Genomic DNA, 18,299 nt, shown 5'->3' with positions numbered 1-18,299 from the left:
GGAGAACCGTCGTCTCGCGGACGAAGCCGAACTCGGCCTGGTCCACCCTGGCCAGGCAGGCGACGATGGACAGTCTGACCGGTGAGTGGATCACGTGTCGAGCTGCTGCCGGGGATGGGCCGGTTCGGCCGCCGTAGGCTCTGCCGGGGTGAGGTCCGCCGGTCGGCGAGGACCGTGTTCCGAATCGATCATCGGGCGGCCCGCCAGGCGGCGAGAACGTAGATGGAGATCTGCGCCAGGGCGGCCGCGGGCCAGGACCACCAGGGTCCCGGTGTCGCCGCGGCGGCCAGGCCGAACGCGACCGCCTGACCGGCGATCAGGGCGGCCATCAGCGTGCGGGAGGGCTGTGACCGCAGGGGTTGGCGGAGGATCCACGCCCGCAGGAGCAGGGTCAGCGCCGCGTACGGCAGGAACCACACCCACGGGCCGGCGTCCAGTGCCCGGGTGGCCCACCCGGTGAGGAGCGTGCACAGGGCGGTGATCGTCCCGGTCGTCAGCAGCACTCTGCGGTGCAGCCGTTGCGCCGCCTGTCCGGCGCGCCAGGAGACCTGTGCCACGTGCAGCAGAGCCTCCTCGGGCGTCGCGTGGTTCTCGTCCAAGGTGGTGTGCGCCTTCCGGGATCATGACCGAATGCCGTTCGCACGGTAGCAACTAGTTTCCAGAATGGAAACTAGTTGACATCCGGACGCGGCGTGCACCACGGTGAGCCCCACCGGCCGGTGGCCACGATCTTGACGGCACGGCAGAACGCCGCCGCGGTCGAGGGCCGAAGTGCTGCGGCCCGCGGCGGATGCGCGCAGCCGCGAGAGAGGCGTGACCATGGATGTCGGGAAGACCGAGAAGCTTCCCCGGGACGCGGAGTTCGAATCGGTCGGATCGGGTCGCTACGTGCTGGGGGCGGCACTCGGCGAGGGCGGCATGGCCTCCGTCCGCCGCGCCCACGACGCGGTGCTCGACCGCACCGTGGCGGTGAAGGTCCTCCACGTCGACCTGGCCCGCGACCCGGCTTTCCGTGAACGCTTCCGCCGGGAGGCCAAGGCCGTCGGCGGCCTCAACCATCCCAACATCGTCGCAGTCCACGACTTCGGCGAGGACACCGACGCCGGTGGCGCCCTGCAGTTCATCGTCATGGAGTACGTCCAGGGATGCTCGCTCCGCGAAAGGATCCGCGAACGGATCCGCGACGGCGCCGTCGCGGACGTTGCAACGGCACTGGAGCTGACGGCGGTTGTCCTGGACGCACTGGCATACAGCCACGACAACGGGCTGGTCCACCGGGACATCAAGCCCGCCAACGTGATGGTGACCGGCGAGGGCACCGTGAAGGTGATGGACTTCGGCATCGCCCGTGCCCTGCAGTCCGACGCCACCTCGATGACCCGGACCGGCACCGTGCTCGGCACACCGCAGTACCTGTCCCCCGAACAGGCGGTGGGAAAGCCCGCCGACGCCCGGTCCGACCTCTACTCGGTCGGCTGCATGCTCTTCGAACTCGTCACCGGCACGCTGCCGTTCGACGGCGAGTCCACGATGAGCGTGCTCTACCAGCACGTGCAGCAGCCCCCGCCCGTCCCGTCCTCGATCAATCCGGCACTGCCCCCGGCCGTCGACGCGATCATCGCCCGCGCCCTGTGCAAGGACCCTGAGCGGCGGTACCAGAGCGCCCGGGCCATGGCCGACGACATCCGGCGGATCGCCGACGTCGAGACGCCGACCCGGCCGCTCCGCCCGCAGACTCCCCCCGCAGGCACGGCCGATGCCGCGAGGGCACCCCTTCCCCGCGCCGCCCCGAGCCATTCCGGCCCGACGCGCGGCAGGACACGCGCGCCCGGGGCCACCGCCACGACGGTCGCCGTCCTCTTCGTCACCGGCACACTGATCGCGGCCGGGTACTGCGCGTGGTCCCTGGCACCGAGCACTTCACCGTTCCCGGACACCGCTTCCCACACCCCCGACCCCCGGGCCACCGGGGCGCTCTCCGACTGCGACCCGAGCCTCACCAGGGGGACGATCGACACGCCTTCCTTTACCGGAATGTCGCCTGCGGAGGCGAACAGCTGCGCCGAGATCGCCGGACTGAAGCTCCAGCAGAACACCACCAAGGGCCAGAAGTCCGACAAGGACACCGTCCTGAGGCAGGAGCCGGCGGCGTACCAGGACCTGAAGCCCGGCAGCACCGTCACCGTCTGGGTATCGACCGGCGGCGACCCCCGGGCCGTGGGCGACCTCGCCGACTGCGAGAAGATCGAGACGCACGGCAAGATCTTCGTTCCCGGCTTCAAAGGCATGACCATGGCGAAGGCGCGCAGCTGCGCGGAGATCGCCGGTCTGAAGCTGGAGGAGGCCGGGAACATCCAGGACCCGGCCACACCCACCGGACAGGTCGCGAAGCAGGAACCGGCGTCGGACACGATCCCCACCGGCAGTACCGTCAAGGTCTGGATCTCCACCGGCGGAGATCCCCGGGCCGTCGGCACGCTGTCCGGCTGCGACGATGACGCGACCAGCGACCAGCCCGTCGCGCCCAGCCTCGTGTACAAGACCATCGTGGACGCGCGTGCCTGCGCGGAGATCGCCCACCTGCGGCTGGCGGAACACACCGTTCCGGACGAGGTGTGGCCGGCAGGACAGGTCATCAGGCAGAGCCCGGGGGGAGGCCAGCGGGTGGATGCGGGCAGCACCATCGAGGTCTGGGTCTCCTCGGGCAGACCATGAACCTCCTCACAGGGCCGACGAGCCCCGCCAAGCCCCCATAGAGCAAGCCCTTTGACGATCGGTCGAACCACGGCGGGGCGGAGACGGCGTGCAGAACGCATTGAGGTGGGAGCGGGGAGCCCCGGCCACACCGTCGCCCGCCTGGCCGAAGACCACGCCGAAGACCGGTCGGGCCGGTCGGACCGGTCAGGCGGGACCTTCCACCTCGACGGCAGATTCGTCACCGATCTCCCCGGCCTCCACTGCGCGATCGGCGAGGCCGTCTCGGGCCCGGCGGATACTTCGGAAAGGACTTCCACGCGCTCGACGACCGCCTGTACGGCGGCTTCGGTGCCGTGCCCCCCTTCACCCTGGTCCTGCACGACTGGGCCACCGCCCGACAGGCGCTGCTCACGGAAGGCTGCTCCGATCCCGGGCAGCCCGTCTCCTCCGCCGAGAACGTTCTGGAACTGCTCCGACGCCACGGCGTCGAGGTCGTGCTGCAGGAGAGCGGGAAGTCACCGCACCAGTGAGCCCGGCGTTCACCACTCTGCAGGTGAGGAGCGATGCGCTCCACCTCACCGTGCTGGGCAGCGCGACGCCGGCTCCGACCGTGGACAACCCGTGCTCCGGCTACCTGGTGACCGGCGGCGACACGCGCCTGTGGATGGACGCCGGCACGGGGACTCTGGCCCAGCTGCAGCGCCACACCCGGCTGGACGGCCTGGATGCGATCTGGATCTCGCACCTGCACGCAGATCACTGCGCGGACCTGCTCACCGCCTACTACGGCGCCCTCTTCGCGGATGTCCGACTCGCGGCACCGATCCCGCTCTACGGCCCGCCGGGCACCGCCGACCGGCTGGCTCACTTCCTCACCAACACCTCGATCCGCAGCCCGATCGAATCCGCCTTCGCCGTCCACGAGTTGCACGACGGGCACCGGGCGCAGGTGGGCCCGCTCGCTCTCACCAGCCGGGCGGTCGCGCACGGCATGCCGGCGTTCGCCGTACGTGTCGAGGCCGCGGGCAGATCGCTCGTCTACTCCGGGGACACGGCGCCGTGCGCCAACCTCACGAACCTGGCCGAGGGGTGCGACGCCCTGCTGTGCGAGGCCGACCTCCCGTACGCGCCGGCAGACGGCGAAGCCGTACACCACACCCCTGAGGACGCCGGGGACACGGCCGGCTCCGGGCGCGTGGGCCGGCTGATCCTCACGCACGTCGGCCGCCGCCTCACACCCCGGCAGGCGATGGCCCGCGCCTCCACCCGGTTCACCGGCCGAATCGACTACGCCGCGCCCGGCAGCACCTTCTCGATCGGCCGGTAGTGCCGCAGAGGCGTCCCACCGCGCCGGTTCAGATCCAGGGGTCGCCCAGACCAGCCGACGCGAACCGAAACATGGAGGCTACTGACTTCAGCGCGTCGGGGTGATGGGCCTGTTCGTGTAGCCGGCTGGCGGTCATCTGCGCGCTCTGCCGTAGGTGTGCGATCTGCGGATGGGTGCGGGCTGGCGGTGAGAGGCCGCCGGGTTGATCGCCGATGGACCGGGGCCTGCGGAGGTCACGCCCGTCGAGTTCCTATAAGCTCACGTCGGACGCAGTCTCACGAACCTCGCCAGCGTCGCCCTCGACCGGCTCGAATCCCTCGTCCGGGAACGCCGAGAGCCCCGACGGAGCGGGCCGGCGTCCGGGCGCGCCGCGGTCCGGACGGGTGCCCGTCGCGAGGGGGCCGGTGCGCCGGTCGGTTGTCCGGAGGATCGAGCGGTCAGCCGCAGTGGGAGTCGAAGCCGCCGCTGATGTTGTCCCCGATCCCGCCCTCCCAGTCGATGCAGGAGTTCGGTGCGTAGAGGTACACCGGGCCGGCGTAGGAGGTGTAGTAGTTCTCGTCGAGATCCGCCCAGGTGGAGGCGCCGGCCTTCTTCAGGCCGGCGAGCATCAGCAGTGCGGGGCCCGGGTTGTTGCGGGTCGTCACCACGCAGTTCTTGCCGGTGGAGCGGTTGTACGTGAGCCAGACCGTGCCGCCGGAGTTGAGGTCCCGGTGGTCGATGGTGCTGTAGCCCGAGCCGCAGGCTCCGTTGTACGAGGCCGCCTGGGCGGTCGTCGGTACGGCCATCGCGGAGGCGCCGGCCAGCAGGGCCAGCACTCCGGCCCGGGCGACGGTTCGCTTGCTTCGCTGGTGCATCTGGTACTGCGCTCCACTCTCGCCCGACCCGCCAGGGCTGTTCCCGGACGGAAGTTCGAGAGCGTAGACGGTGGCGGTATCCGCCACGTATCGCTGCGGGGGCGCGGGCGGTGACGGCCGGTCCGAATCGGGGCAGCCGGCTGCGGGAGGTGGCTCCGGGCGCAGGACGTTCCAGTACGTGGCAGGGACGGTGACCTCCCGCACGCTGACCAGCAGGCCCCGGTCAGGCGGACGTCCTCGGCCACGATCGCCAGGTCGCCGACCGGCGTGTTCGGCGAGCTGTGCGAGCCGGCCTGCCGTCGGCTTCGCCCGGCGGGCCGTCTGGTTGTCATCCCGAAGTGCTGAAGTCGGTAAGCCGAGTTGCAGGCTCTGCGCGCCCCCGTGGCGTGACCCGGAGCTCGGGTCCGGCTCGCCGGGCCGCCGCCGACCGGCCCGTGTGCGGCGCGGCGCGCAGGGCGCCGGACCGGAGATTCTGCCGGGACTGTTCGCGTGGCCGGTGCGGCCGGGGGTCGGGCGCCCGGCCCGGGTCGGGTGGCAGCTCAGTTCCGGTGGCGGTGCCACATCACCGCGACCGCGTAGCTGGTCTGGGAGAGGAGGAGCAGCGCGAGGTACGGCTGGGAGGCGGAGACGCCATGGCGGGCGAGTTGCCACGTCCACATGAGGGCGAGGCCTGCGGAGGTCAGGGTCCAGGAGAGGGACCGGGCGCGGTTGTCGTGGTCCCGCGCCCGTTCGTCCGTCGCCACACGGCCGGCGCGTCCGCGGAGGTAGCCGACCGCGGACACGCCGATGCAGGCGCCGAGAACGGCGATGAGGGTCGCGTCGCGGAGCGACAGTCCGGCGGCCAGGGCGGTGAAGGCGCTGGCGGCGCTGCACAGGAGTGGAGCCGCCAGCATCCAGGTGGTCCAGAAGTGGCGGGCGATTTCAGTGGGCGGTGTCGGCATGGAAGATCTCCTCGACTGGCTGGGAGAAGAAGCCGGCCAGCGCGATGGCCAGCGGCAGGGACGGGGTGTAGCGGCCGGTTTCGATGGAGTTGATGGTCTGGCGTGAAACGCCCATGGCCAGGGCCAGTTGACCTTGCGACAGGTCCTGTTCCATCCGGAGACGGCGTACGTCGTTCTTCATTGCTGCCGTTTCTGAGGTCGGCGTGCTCAGGTGTGGTGGAAAGCTAGCTTTACGCCCAAGGGGCTGTCAAGCGTCCTTGTCATGCCTGTCCGACAGTCATTCCCCTTGCAGGTCAAGGGGATCCGTCCGTCAGGCAGCAGGCCGACACCGCCCGTCCCCCCGGTGGTGACGGGCCGGGGGGAGGAGCGGGATCACCCCGATGTTGACCGTGGGCCGCGGCGCATAGCGTCCATCACGTGAGCCCCCGGTGCCGGCGGGCCAACGCCCTCGGTACCGGCCGGGCGCCATCCGCCATCCGCCATTCGGGGGACACCCCGGCCCGCCAGGCTGCTGAACCCGCCCGGACGCCGCACGCCACTCAGCACCAGCGCACCAGAACAGAGGAACCAAGGTGACAGCACGCCCGATACCCGAGACGTCCTCGCCCCCGGCGCCGCCGACCCCACCCGGTGACCCCGGGAAGGCCCGGCACACGGTGCGAGGCGGATCCGTCGGCGCCGACGCAGCCCTGCTCCCGGGCCTCCTCGACGGGGTGATCCGAGGTCAGGGCGCCTGCGGCTGGACGGTTCGGACAGAGGGGTTCTGGTGCCTGGCCGGGCCCGCGGGCGGGCAGGTCCGGCAGCAGGGATGGAAGCTGCACCTCTCCGCCACACCGCTGTCGGCGGCCGCGGTCCTGGTCCGGGCCGCCGGGGTGCTGGTCGCGGAGCGGGCGTTCTTCAAGTTCGCCGGCACGCTCGACCGGGTGGCGGAGCTGGTCTCGGGCCGCTGCGACCGGGGGTCGGGCGGCAAGTTCATCACCGTCTATCCCGACGACGACGACCACTTCCGCCGGCTCGCCGAGAAGCTGGACCGCGCCACCCGGGCGCTCCCCGGCCCGGCCGTCCTCTCCGACCGCCGGTACCGCCCCGACAGTCTCGTGTACTACCGCTACGGCGTGTTCGGCGGTATCAGCCGGCTCGGCAACGACGGTTCCGCCGAGTCGATGCTGGAGACCCCGGACGGCCGCTTCGTGCGGGACGTCCGCCGTGCCCGGTTCAGCCCTCCCGACTGGGCGCAGAGCCCGCTGCCCCCGCCCGGCGACGGCCCCGGCTCCGGGACCGAGCCCGACCCCGGGACCGAGCCCGCGGCCGTCCTGCTCGACGGCCGGTTCGTCGTGCGAAAGGCGATCCGGCACGCCTACAAGGGCGGCGTCTACCTCGCCACCGACCAGGACACCGGCCGACAGGTGGTCATCAAGGAGGCCCGGCGGCACGTCGGGGGAGACCTGGAGGGGACGGACGCCGCCCACCTGCTGCACCACGAGGCCGCCATGCAGGCCGCCCTCTCCGCGTTGGGCGTGTGCCCGCGGGCTCTCGGCGTCTTCACCCAGGGCGGGCACCTCTACCTCGCCCAGGAACGCGTCGAAGGCCGGACGCTCAGGGAGTGGGTGGCCGACCGGCCCGCACCCGCCGAAGCGGTCCTGATCGACCTGGCCGGGCAGCTCCTGGCACTGGTGGACCGGGTCCACCGGGCAGGCCACGTCCTGCGTGACCTCAACCCCAACAACATCATGCGCACACCCGACGGCACACTCCAGCTGATCGATCTGGAGATGGTCGCCCGGCCCGGGGAACGGGCCCGGCGCGCCTACACGCTCGGCTACGCGGCCCCCGAGGTCGTCGCCTCCGAGCCCATCGGCCCGGCTCCCGCCCAGAGTTCCGACCTCTTCAGCCTCGGAGCGGTGCTCCTCCACCTCGCCACCGGCGCCGACCTCGTGTTCGCCGAGGACGAGCCCCGGACCCGGCCGGCGGACGGACGGGTGGCAGCCCTGGTGACGCGGGCGCTCGCGGACAGCACCGCCGGACGGACCCTCACCCCGATCGTCCTCGGACTGACGGCCGACGCCCCCGACGAGCGCTGGAGCCTGGCGACCGTACGGCAGTTCCTGTCCGAGGCCTCGACGGGAGGACGCACCCACCCCGGGGCCACCGGCGGCCGGGCCCCCGGCCCGACGACAGCCGAGGCCGAGGAACGGCTCCTCGCCGACGGCCTCGCCCATCTTCTGAACACGATGACGCCCGCCGACCCGCAACGCCTCTGGCCCGCCGAAGGGTTCGGCGCACTGAGCGACCCCCTGAACGTCCAGTACGGCGCGGCCGGCGTCCTGGCCGTCCTCACGGCGGCCGCCACGGTGCGCGACGATCCGCGGCTCCGGGACGGGACCGGGGACGCGGCCCGCTGGATCGCCGCCGGAATCCGACCGGACGACCGGACCCTGCCCGGACTCTACTTCGGCCGATCCGGCACCGCCTGGGCCCTGTTGGACGCGGCCGCACTGCTGGACGACGACGCACTGGAAGCCGCCGCCCTGCGTCTCGCCCGCCGGATCCCGGTGCGCTGGCCGAACCCGGACGTCTGCCACGGCGCGGCCGGCGCGGGACTCGCGCACCTGCACTTCTGGAGGACGACGGGTGAGCCGGACTTCCGCAGGCGCGTGGTCGAGACCGGGGAAGGCCTGCTGGCGGCCGCCGAACAGGGCGGCGCAGGTGTGGTCTGGCCGATTCCGAAGGGCTTCGACTCCGCACTGGCCGGAGTGACACATCTCGGTTTCGGGCACGGTGTCGCCGGCATCGGTACGTTCCTGCTCGCGGCCGGACTGGCCACCGGCCGGGACGACTTCGTGGACCTCGCCCGGCGGGCCGGCGACACCCTGGTCGCGGCGGCCCGCGGCGACGCCGACACGGCGTGGTGGCCCGCCTCGGACACCGACGCCGAGCCGCCCTTCCAACCCCCCTACTGGTGCAGCGGATCGTCGGGAGTCGGAACGTTCCTGATCCGGCTCTGGCAGGCCACCGCGGATCGGCGCTTCCTCGACCTCGCACTGAAGGCCGCCGCCGAGGTGTACCGCACGCGATGGCAGATGTCCCCGGCGGCATGCCACGGCCTGGCGGGCAACGGCGAGTTCCTGCTGGACCTCGTCGACGCCACGGGCGATCCGCTGCACCGGCGCCGAGCCGAGGAGCTGGCCCACTGCGCCCAGCTGCGCCACACCCTGCGGCACGGTCTCATGCTCCTCCCAGACGAGTCGATGACCGGCCTCACCGTGGGCTACCACACGGGGATGTCGGGTGCGCTCGCACTGATCGTGCGCCTGCGCCACGGCGGCGGCCGGCTCTGGTTGCCGGAGACGCCCGAGCTGCCCGCACCGCCCGCCGGATCGGGGGCCGGGGTATGCTGACCGACGCCCCCGCCCGGGTCAGCTTCCGCTTCTCCCTGGACGCCCGGTCGGCTGTGTGCCTGGCAAGCGGCCGCAAGGGCGGACTGGTACCGGAGTACTGGTCGTTCGACGGTCCGGACCCCGCGCGGCGGACGCTCCCGTTGACCGAATCGGTGGGGACCCAGCCACTGCCCACCGAGGACGGACGACTGCTGCTGCTGCGCGGCGGCAGCGGGCGCCAGCAGATCCTGCTGGCGGACCCGGAAGCGGGCCGGGTGATCGAGAGCATCGTCGTCGAGGGACGGGGACTACGGCTGCTGCCGACGCCCGACCCGGACACGGCGGCGCTCGCGGTCGGAGCCGACGGTGCGGACCGCTCGGTCCTGTACCGGGTCGCCGAGCGGCCGCTGCGCCTGGAGCCGGTCGCGCACCTGCCCGGCCGGATCGGACGCACCTGCTGGCTCGACCGGACCGGACGGCTGCTCGCGGCCGGCCTGCGCGCGGACGGTGGAACCCGGACCGTCGTCGTCGACCTCGCCACCGACCGCCATCGGCCGCTGTTCACCTCGACCGGACCAGGCCCGGGGCTGCTGCTCGGCTGCCCGCGGTCCGGCACGCTCCTGGTGGTCGGGCGGACGCCGACGGGCCCCCGGCTCGGCTGGACGACGCTCGACGGGACGGACCTCATCCGCTTCCCCGATCGGCTCAACGCCGTCCACGGCACGGTCCTTCCGCTCGCACTCGACCCGGACGGCGGGCGCGTCGCACTCAGGGTCGTCGGTGGCGCCCGGTCCCGGCTGATGGTCCACGACCTTCACGCGGACCGCCTGACGGCGGTGCCGCTGGCGGAGGGGGCGATCCATCCGGTGGCCGGATGGGGACGCGCGGGCCTGCTCGTCCCGTTCTCCACCCGGCAGCACCCGCCCGAGGTCGCGGTCCTCTCGCCGGACGCGACCGCCCTGACCTCCCGAGCCGGGCGCCGTGCGGCCCGACGCTGCCGCGTGGAGCGGTTCGACGGTCCCGGAGGGGCGTTCGAAGCCGTCTGCCAGGGTGACTGGCGCACCGGCCGCGCCGTCCTGGTCGCCCTGCACGGCGGCCCCGAGGACGCGTGGGACCTCGGCTTCGATCCGGTCCTGCACCGGCTGTCCGCTCTCGGCATCGCCGTCGTCGCCCCCAACCAACGGGGCAGCACCGGCTACGGCCCGGCGCACGCCGGCGCGATCCACGGAGCCTGGGGCGGACCGGACCTCGCGGACATCCGAAGTCTCGCCGGCACGCTCGCCGCAGGACGCCCCGCCGGAACGCCCGCTCCCATGCTCTACGGGACCAGCTACGGCGCCTACCTGGCACTCCTCGCGGCCGCCGCCGACCCGCGGGCGTGGTCGCGCTGCGCCGTCGTCGCGCCGTTCCTGTCGGCCACCCGGCTGCACGCCCAGGCGTCCCCCGCCGTGCGGGCGCTCATCGACCGGCTCGACGGATGCGCGGAGACCGGCGACGCCACCGGCCCCCGTGACCTGTGGACGCTCGCCGCACGGATCCGGGCCCGGCTGCTGGTCGTCCACGGCGCGGACGACCGGATCGTCCCGGTCGACCAGGCACGGCAACTGCGGCGTCGGCTGCTAGACGCCGGCCGCCAGGAGAGCACCGACTTCACCTACCTGGAGGTGCCCGGTGCGGGCCACTCCGCGCTGGACGATCCCGCCGGGGCCACCGCGTCCCGGCTGCTGATCGACTTCCTCGCCACCCACCCCGCACCCACCCAAGACCCACGGCCGGCCGTCTCCGAACCGCGGCAAGGCCGGCCGTGCGGCGCCCGGGCGACCGGCGCCGGCCGCACCGAGCACGGAGGGAGGTGAACGACATGACGATCGACGTCGAGGCCCTGCAGGAGCTGGAGGGCGAGGAGACCACGGGGCTGCGCATCTGCGCGGTGACCTGCGGTCCCCGGAGCACCGGCTCCGCGACCTGTCACATGACCGACAGCTGAGCCGCCGCCCCTGACGGCCCGGCCCCGAGAAGCGGAGAGGAGGTGATGTGAGATGACGATCGACGTCGAGGCCCTGCAGGAACTGGAGGGCGAGGAGACCACCGGCCCGATGCTGCGGACCTGCGAGGACACCTGCACCATCACGCACTACCGGACCACCTCCTGATCCACCCACCACGGGTGGCCGGACCCGTCCGGCCACCCGTGGCCCCGCCCGCACCCCACCGGACACCGCGAGAACGGACGACTGCTCTGATCACCCCTGCCACCCGTTTGCTGACGGCGGCCACGCTCCACGCCAGGGCCTGGTTCGCCGCCGCCGTGCTGGCCTCCGCCGCCGGCGCCGCGAGCAGCCTGGCGATCCCGGGCCTCCTGTCCGGCCTCATGGACGACGCGCTGGCCCACCGATCCCGGACGGGCCCGTTGGCCGTCTTCACGATCACGCTCGCCGTGGCCGCCTCGGCCTCCGCCCTCGCGACCCTGGCCGGTACGGCCTGCGGCTGCGCCGCCGTCGCGCGGCTGCGCCGTACGCTCGCCCGGCGGGTGCTGGACGCGGGACTGGCGGGGCAGCGCCGCCACGCCGCGGGGGATGTCGCCAGCCGACTCGTCAGCAGCTGCGACGAGGCCGGGTACGCGGGCATCGCCGCGCTCGACACCGTCGTCTCGGCAGCCACCTCGGCGGCCGGTGTCGTCTCGCTCTGGCTCATCGACCGGTGGTCCGCGGTGGCCTTCCTGCTCGGCGTGCCGCTCGTGCTCCTGACGGTCCGGCTGTTCTTCCGGCGCACGTCCTCGGCCTTCGCCCGCTACCAGGAGCTCCAGGCGGACCTCGCGTCCCGGCTGCTGGAGGCCCTCGCCGGGGTGCGGACCATCCGGGCCGGCGGAACCGAGGCGGTGGAGCGTGCGCGGGTCCTGGCGCCGCTGGCCGAGCTCGGCCGGACCGGTGCGCAGATCTGGCGCCTGCAACGCTCCACGGCCTGGCAGATGGGTCTGCTGCTGCCCGCGATCGAGATCCTCGTCCTCGCGGTGAGCGGCCACGGGGTGATCGCCGGCCGGGTCTCCCCGGGCGACCTGGTCGCGGTCGGCGGCTACAGCGGGCTCGCACTCGGCCTGTTCCGCCAGACCGACGCAATCGTCGCGCTGGCCGGCGCGACCGCGGCGGCCCGCCGGATCACCGAAGTCCTCGGGCACCCCGTGACCGCCCCAGGGCACCGCGTCCTGGACGGCCCCTCGCCCGGCTGCGCGGTCGTCCTGCGCGGCGTCTCGACGAGCAGCGAGGGACGGACCGTACTCGACGGCGTCGACCTGACCATCCCGGCGGGAACGTCGCTGGCCGTGGTCGGGCGCTCGGGGAACGGAAAGAGCAGCCTCACCGCCCTGATCGGACGGCTCCACGACCCCGACACCGGACAGGTGCTGCTCGACGGGGTACCCGTCGGCGAGCTCACCGACGAACAGCTGGCCCGCTGCGTCGCGTACGCCTTCGAGCGGCCCGCGCCGCTCGGCCGCACGATCCGCGGCACCATCGGCCTGGGCCGGCCCGACGCCGACGAGACAGTGATCGAGGAGGCCGCCCGCGCCGCCCGGGCCCACGACTTCGTCCGCCGGCTGCCGGACGGATACGACACCGTCCTGACCCGGGCGCCGCTGTCCGGCGGCGAGACACAGCGGCTGGGCCTGGCAAGGGCGTTCGCCCAGAACGCCAAGGTGGTCGTGCTCGACGACGCCATGTCCAGCCTCGACACCGCGACGGAGGCCGAGGTCGGCGAGGCGCTCGCGACGGCCTTCGCGGACCGCACCAGGATCGTGGTCGCGCACCGCGCCTCGACGGCGGCCAGGGCCGACCGGGTGGCCTGGCTGGCCGACGGGCGGATCAGAGCGGTCGCACCGCACGCCGACCTCTGGCACCACCACGACTACCGGGCGCTGTTCGGCGCCCGAACGGAGGACCCGTGCCCACACCTGCCGTGACCGACCCCGGCCCGCCGATGCTGCGGGGATTCCTGCGGGCCCACCGCCGGGCCGTCGTCGTGGTGCTGGCCCTCTCCACGCTCGAATCGCTGCCCGCCCTGCTCTCCGGCCTGCTGCTCGCACGCGCCCTCGACCACGGCTTCCTGGCCGGACGGCTGTTCGTCGGTCTGGCCTGGCTGGGCGCCCTGGGCACCGTCATGGTCCTGCGGGCGGCGGTCACCCGTGAGCTCATACCGCGGCTCGGGGCGATCGTCGAGCCGCTCCGGGACGCCCTGGTGACCTCGGTGGTCGCCGAGACCCTCCGCCGAGCGGTGACGGACACCGCACCACCGGACGGCGCCGGCGTGGCCCGGCTCACCCGGCAGGTCGAGACCGTGCGCTCGCTCGTGTCCGCGCTGCTGCGCTCGGCACGGCAGCTCGGGCTGTCGCTGGTGATGGCACTGGTGGGGCTGGCGACGCTGGCCCCCGCGGTCGCGTTCCTCGCCGCCGGGCCGCTCGCGCTCGCGCTGGCGGCCGCTGTCCCCCTGCTGAGAGCTCTGGGCAGGCGTCAGCAGGCCCTCGTAGTCGCCGAGGAGGCGATCGCCCGGGAGACCGGCGACCTCCTGACAGGCCTGCGCGACCTGGTCGCCTGCGGAGCGAGGGACCGCGGATACCGGCAGCTCGACGGCCTGATCGCCGACGCCCGGTCCGCGGCCCGGGGCGTCGCGGGCATCAGCGCGCTCATCGGCCTGGCGGTCTCCGTGGGCGGGAAACTCCCCGCGCTGGCCGTGCTGCTGGCGGCGCCGGGCCTGTCGGCCGACCACGGGCTGACGACCGGGGCCCTGGTCGGCGCGGTGACCTACCTGCTGACCACGGTCGATCCCGCCGTTCGGTCGCTGGTGGAGGTGCTCGGTTCCTGGGGTGTCGAACTGGCCGCCGTGCTGCGGCGATTGGCGCAGGCCGGCATGCTCTCCCCGCCGGCCGCTGACCTCGGCGGCAGCCCGGCCCCGGCGGCCGGCGACCGGCCGTCCCTCGGCCACGGACTGGTGATCGACTCGGTGACCTTCGCCTACGGCCCGCACGCCGACCCGGTCATCCGCGGACTCACCCTCGACATCCCGGAGGGCGCCCGGCTGGCCGTGGTCGGCGCCAGCGGAATCGGAAAGTCGACCCTGGTCGAACTGCTCGCCGGCCTGGTAGTGCCGGACAGCGGCGAGATCCGGCTCGGCACCGCCCCGCTCCACACCCTCGACCCGAGCGCACTTCGGCACACCGTCCGGCTCCTCCCGCAGGAAGGCTACGTCTTCACCGGGACACTGCGGGACAACCTCCGCTATCTGCGGCAGGACGCCTCCGACAGCGAGCTCGCCCGTTCCGCCGCGGCCGTCGGCATGGACGGGCTGATCGAGCGGCTCGGCGGTGTGGAGGCCCGGATCGGCGCCGGCGGCCACACGCTGTCGGCGGGGGAGCGTCAACTCGTCGCCCTGGTCCGGGCCCACGTCTGCACCGCCCGCGTGATCCTGCTGGACGAGGCGACCTGCCATCTCGACCCGAGCGCCGAACGCCGCGCCGAGGCGGCCTTCGCGCAGCGCGGCGGCACCGTGGTCGTCGTCGCCCACCGGATCAGCTCGGCGCTGCGCGCCGACCGGATCCTGCTCATGGACGGCGACCGCACCGCGGCCGGGACCCATGCGGAACTGCTCGCGACCTCACCGCACTACGCCGACCTCGTCGGACACTGGAACGGATCGCCGAGCACGACCCCGACCGACGGCTGACGGCCGCCCAGGGCGGCTCACCACCCACCCACCGGCCATCGACGGCGCCCGGTTTCTCGCACCTCCACGAACCCGGCGCCGCCACGCGCGGTCACCGCCGGCCGCACCTCGGACGTCCCACCAGGCTGATCCCGCACTTGGCGACAATCCTCGTGAGGCGCGACCCGACGGTGCGCGGGCCGAGGAGCAGTCGCTCGCCGGTCTGCCGGTTCGTCACCTCGGCCATCCGCCGCTTCCGGGTGACGGCGAGCACGGACCAGGTGGCGCCCTCACGTGGGCGGCGCGCGTGCCGACGGACCGTGCTTCACGGCCCGTCGGCACCGGACGGAGGGTGGACGCGCGGTCAGGCGCCGGGGTGCCCGCCCGCCCACACGGCGGGGGTCCGCTGCGCCCAGGGAGCGGCCTGTTCCGGCTGTCCGGCGAGCCGGACGAGGACGTCCTCGCGTCCATGTCCCGCGGCGAACTGGATGCCGACGGGGAGTCCGGTGGCGGTGCGGTGCCTGATGAGGACAGTGATGCCGAGGGCCGCAGCGATGGCAGGGACGGTGACCGACCCGGTCGCCGACCGCGACCCTGCAGTCCCGGACCAGAGGACACTTTCTGGCTGGTCCTGCTCGCCGTGATCGTGGTGGTCTGCGGTGGCTCGGCCTCCTGTCCAACGGGGACCCGGGTCCCGCAGGCCAGGATGGGTACACCGGCTGGCACTGAGAAAGCTCGGCCGTACGGTCTGCCCGCGGCCCGGGCCGCCCTCCGCCGCGCTATCGCTGCAGGCCGCTGTAGGCGGCCATGACGATTTCCATGCCGCGGTTGTCCTCGTGCCGGTCCCGGTCGATCATCTGGTTCATGACGTAGGCCACCGTCATGCGCGCGCCGGGATCGCTCACGACCAGCGAGCCGCCCCAGCCGCCCCAGCCGAAGGTGTTGCCGAATCTGCCGAAGCCCACCGTCCAGGACATCGGCGTCCCGAGTACGCGATCGTCACCGCGGAACATCTCCTGCCACGCGGGCTCGCAACCCTGGGGGGACAGCAGTCGCACGCCACGGGCCGTGCCATGGTTCGCCAGCACCGACTGCGCGAGGGCGACGGAGCGGGCGTTGCCGAAACCGTTCACCGATGTTCTCCCAGGATGCCCCCGGCTTCAGCCGGGGGAGGAATGGGTCCTTGGACCGGAGCCGCGAAGCGGCGGGGCGATCTTCGGAGGTTCTGGCCGGAGCTGTTGTCGGTGGTTGCCGGTAGGTTGATCGCGTGCATCTCCGGTACTCCTATCGCGTCTACCCGACGGCAAGTCAGCGTGAGTCGCTGGCTCGGACGTTCGGGTGTGCTCGGGTGGTGTACAACGACGCGTTGGCGGCGCGGAAGGCTGCTCGGAAGGCCGGCCTGCCGCACCCGAAGAGTTCTGACTTGCAGAAGATCGTGATCACGTCGGCGAAGCGCACCACCGAGCGGGCGTGGCTCGCGTCGGTAGGTGTGGACCCGCTGATCCAGTCCCTTCGGGATCTGGACACCGCGTACCGGAACTTCTTCGACTCCATGTCCGGCAAGCGTGCCGGGCGTCCGGTCGGTCTTCCCCGGTTCAAGTCGCGCAAGGACAACCGGCAGTCGCTCCGGTTCACCCGCAACGGGTTCCGCATCCGGGGCAACGGGAAGCTGAACCTTGCGAAGATCGGCGACATACGGGTGAAGTGGTCCCGTGTACTGCCTGCTGATCCGTCGTCCGTGACGGTCGTCCTGGACCCGTCGGGGCGCTACTTCGCGTCGTTCGTGGTGGACGTCGAACCCGATCACCTGGCCGGGACGGATACCGAGATCGGGATCTCCCTCGGGCTGACCACCTACGCCGTGTGCTCCGACGGGACTGTGATCGACAATCCGCGGTTCCTCCGGAAGGCGGAGAAGCGGCTGAAGGCCGCGCAGCGTGAGCTGTCGCGGAAGGCGAAGGCTTCGAAGAACCGGACGAAGGCGCGGCGCAAGGTCGCTCGCGCACACGCGAAGGTGGCCGACACCCGCCATGACTGGCTGCACAAGCAGACGACCAGGATCATCCGTGAGAACCAAGCGGTGTACCTGGAAGACCTGAACGTGCGCGGCCTCGGTCGCACGCGCCTCGCGAAGTCCGTCCACGACGCCGGATGGGGAACCTTCCGGCGCATGCTCGAGGAGAAGGCACAGCGGTACGGTCGCCACGTCGGCGTCATCGGCCGGTACGAGCCCACGTCCCAGGTGTGCTCCGCGTGCGGGGTCCTGGACGGCCCCAAGCCGCTCGCCGTTCGTGAGTGGACCTGTGGCGCCTGCGGTGTCCTGCACGACCGTGATCTCAACGCCTCTCGTAACATCCTGGCCGCCGGACGGGCGGACAGGCGAAACGCCTGCGGAGGGCCGGTAGGACCCGGCGTGGCAATCCCACGCCAGGCACGGCCCGTTGAAACAGGAACCCACCGGAACGCGAGCCGTACGGGGCGCAAGCCCCGCGCCGCAGGCGCGGCCGGAATCCCCCGGCTTTAGCCGGGGGAGGATGTCAACGCAGGGATCTGTGCGCGGCGCCAGGACAGGGAGTTGGCGTCCTTGACGCGGATCGCGATACCGGGATCGTCCCGGTGTGTGCCGTCCGGTCGGGGCGGTGCGCTGGCGGCGTACTCGTCGGTCAGCGCCGGCGGCGGGATGAGTGGTGCCACGCGGTGGTCATGGTCGCTGGAGAGTCTGATGTGGAAATCCGCGCCCAGCGGTTCGGCCACCTCCTCGGTGAAGAACCGGCCGAGACTGCGGCCGGTGATGCGGCGGACGATCTCGCCGGCGAGGAACCCGAAGGTGAGCGCGTGATAGCCGGCGGCGCTTCCCGGCGCCCATGCGGGTGCCTGCGCGGCAAGCGCCGCTGTCACGTCGTCCCAGTCGTAGAGTTCCTCCACGGCTGTCAGCCCGGGCAGGTCCGGCAACCCCGCGGTGTGCGACAGCACGTGCTGCACCAGCACGTTCTCCTTGCCCGCCGCGGCGAACGCGGGCCAGTAGGCGGCGACCGGCGCGGAGAGGTCGAGATCGCCCCGGTCGGCCAGGATCAGCGCGCACAGGGCGGTCATGTTCTTGGACACCGAGTTCACGGGGGTGAGGGTGTCGCGCTCCCAGCAGACGGTGCGGTCCGCATCGGCGTACCCGCCCCAGATGTCGACCACCTGCTCGCCGTCGAGGTGGACCGCCGCCGAGGCACCAACGTCCCCGCTCTCGAGCAGAGCCGCGAGGGCCGCACGGACGGCGTCGAACCGCGGATCGCAAGCTCCCTTGATATCAATATCAGTCATGGGTGTAAGGGCGTCCGCCAGTAGGTGGTAGCAGTGCAGGCACGGTTCGCCCGATCATGGAGGTCTCTACGCTTCATGATCACCGGGGGATCCGTGCCTG

14 protein-coding genes and 2 pseudogenes are annotated in these 18,299 nt (G+C 72.6%); 10 read left to right on the top strand and 6 right to left on the bottom strand.

What is annotated here, in order from left to right:
• Positions 1-188: 188 nt before the first annotated feature.
• Positions 189-599: a hypothetical protein gene (locus ACIOFR_RS40550; protein ID WP_401005597.1), complete on the bottom strand. Its 411-nt coding sequence runs from the start codon at positions 597-599 to the stop codon at positions 189-191.
• A 220-nt stretch (positions 600-819) separates the two neighbouring features.
• Here ACIOFR_RS40550 and ACIOFR_RS40545 point away from each other — a divergent pair, with 220 nt between their 5' ends.
• The 3 genes from ACIOFR_RS40545 (at position 820) to ACIOFR_RS40535 (ending at position 4,024) form a co-directional block, all read left to right on the top strand.
• Positions 820-2,715, top strand: a complete 1,896-nt coding sequence (locus tag ACIOFR_RS40545; RefSeq protein WP_401005595.1) for a PASTA domain-containing protein — start codon at positions 820-822, stop codon at positions 2,713-2,715.
• 335 nt (positions 2,716-3,050) lie between these two features.
• Complete coding sequence (locus tag ACIOFR_RS40540) at positions 3,051-3,227, top strand: hypothetical protein (protein ID WP_401005593.1); 177 nt, start codon at positions 3,051-3,053, stop codon at positions 3,225-3,227.
• A gap of 23 nt (positions 3,228-3,250) precedes the next feature.
• Positions 3,251-4,024 (top strand): MBL fold metallo-hydrolase, encoded by a 774-nt coding sequence (locus ACIOFR_RS40535; RefSeq protein WP_401005591.1) that lies wholly within the window; start codon positions 3,251-3,253, stop codon positions 4,022-4,024.
• 437 nt (positions 4,025-4,461) lie between these two features.
• On the opposite strand, the gene ACIOFR_RS40530 is transcribed toward ACIOFR_RS40535, so the two are convergent.
• From ACIOFR_RS40530 to ACIOFR_RS40520, 3 genes are all read right to left on the bottom strand, one after another.
• Positions 4,462-4,878 carry a spore-associated protein A gene (locus ACIOFR_RS40530; protein WP_401005590.1) on the bottom strand — a complete coding sequence of 139 codons (417 nt, stop codon included), beginning with the start codon at positions 4,876-4,878 and terminating at the stop codon, positions 4,462-4,464.
• A gap of 539 nt (positions 4,879-5,417) precedes the next feature.
• Entirely contained in the window at positions 5,418-5,819 is a 402-nt protein-coding gene (locus tag ACIOFR_RS40525) for a hypothetical protein (protein ID WP_401005588.1), read from the bottom strand.
• Positions 5,800-6,000, bottom strand: coding sequence for a helix-turn-helix transcriptional regulator (locus ACIOFR_RS40520; RefSeq protein WP_401005586.1), 201 nt, complete (start codon positions 5,998-6,000; stop codon positions 5,800-5,802). The genes ACIOFR_RS40525 and ACIOFR_RS40520 overlap by 20 nt, the downstream gene beginning before the upstream one ends.
• A 391-nt stretch (positions 6,001-6,391) precedes the next feature.
• On the opposite strand from ACIOFR_RS40520, the gene lanL reads away from it, so the two are divergent.
• The 6 genes from lanL (at position 6,392) to ACIOFR_RS40490 (ending at position 14,908) form a co-directional block, all read left to right on the top strand.
• Positions 6,392-9,217, top strand: coding sequence for a class IV lanthionine synthetase LanL (gene lanL / locus ACIOFR_RS40515; protein ID WP_401005585.1), 2,826 nt, complete (start codon positions 6,392-6,394; stop codon positions 9,215-9,217).
• Positions 9,211-11,052: an alpha/beta hydrolase family protein gene (locus ACIOFR_RS40510; protein ID WP_401005583.1), complete on the top strand. Its 1,842-nt coding sequence runs from the start codon at positions 9,211-9,213 to the stop codon at positions 11,050-11,052. Before lanL ends, ACIOFR_RS40510 begins: the two co-directional genes overlap by 7 nt.
• Positions 11,053-11,057: 5 nt before the next feature.
• Positions 11,058-11,183: an ALQxL family class IV lanthipeptide gene (locus ACIOFR_RS40505; protein ID WP_401005582.1), complete on the top strand. Its 126-nt coding sequence runs from the start codon at positions 11,058-11,060 to the stop codon at positions 11,181-11,183.
• 52 nt (positions 11,184-11,235) lie between these two features.
• Positions 11,236-11,349 (top strand): ALQxL family class IV lanthipeptide, encoded by a 114-nt coding sequence (locus tag ACIOFR_RS40500; protein ID WP_401005580.1) that lies wholly within the window; start codon positions 11,236-11,238, stop codon positions 11,347-11,349.
• A 107-nt stretch (positions 11,350-11,456) separates the two neighbouring features.
• Positions 11,457-13,151: an ABC transporter ATP-binding protein gene (locus ACIOFR_RS40495; protein WP_401005578.1), complete on the top strand. Its 1,695-nt coding sequence runs from the start codon at positions 11,457-11,459 to the stop codon at positions 13,149-13,151.
• Positions 13,133-14,908 carry an ATP-binding cassette domain-containing protein gene (locus tag ACIOFR_RS40490; RefSeq protein ID WP_401005576.1) on the top strand — a complete coding sequence of 592 codons (1,776 nt, stop codon included), beginning with the start codon at positions 13,133-13,135 and terminating at the stop codon, positions 14,906-14,908. Before ACIOFR_RS40495 ends, ACIOFR_RS40490 begins: the two co-directional genes overlap by 19 nt.
• A gap of 758 nt (positions 14,909-15,666) precedes the next feature.
• Here ACIOFR_RS40490 and ACIOFR_RS40485 read toward each other — a convergent pair.
• Positions 15,667-16,023, bottom strand: a pseudogene (locus tag ACIOFR_RS40485) (serine hydrolase); the annotation flags it as partial.
• Positions 16,024-16,154: 131 nt separating this feature from the next.
• Here ACIOFR_RS40485 and ACIOFR_RS40480 point away from each other — a divergent pair.
• Positions 16,155-17,411: an RNA-guided endonuclease InsQ/TnpB family protein gene (locus ACIOFR_RS40480; RefSeq protein WP_401005574.1), complete on the top strand. Its 1,257-nt coding sequence runs from the start codon at positions 16,155-16,157 to the stop codon at positions 17,409-17,411.
• Positions 17,412-17,428: 17 nt separating this feature from the next.
• On the opposite strand, the pseudogene ACIOFR_RS40475 reads toward ACIOFR_RS40480, so the two are convergent.
• A pseudogene (locus ACIOFR_RS40475) lies at positions 17,429-18,199 on the bottom strand (serine hydrolase domain-containing protein); the annotation flags it as partial.
• Between the last annotated feature and the right edge of the window lie 100 nt (positions 18,200-18,299).

The sequence above is a fragment of the Kitasatospora sp. NPDC088346 genome, assembly GCF_044740765.1.
Taxonomy (GTDB): domain Bacteria; phylum Actinomycetota; class Actinomycetes; order Streptomycetales; family Streptomycetaceae; genus Kitasatospora.
Note: the sequence above shows the minus strand (reverse complement) of the source record. Positions and strands in the feature narration are given on the sequence as shown.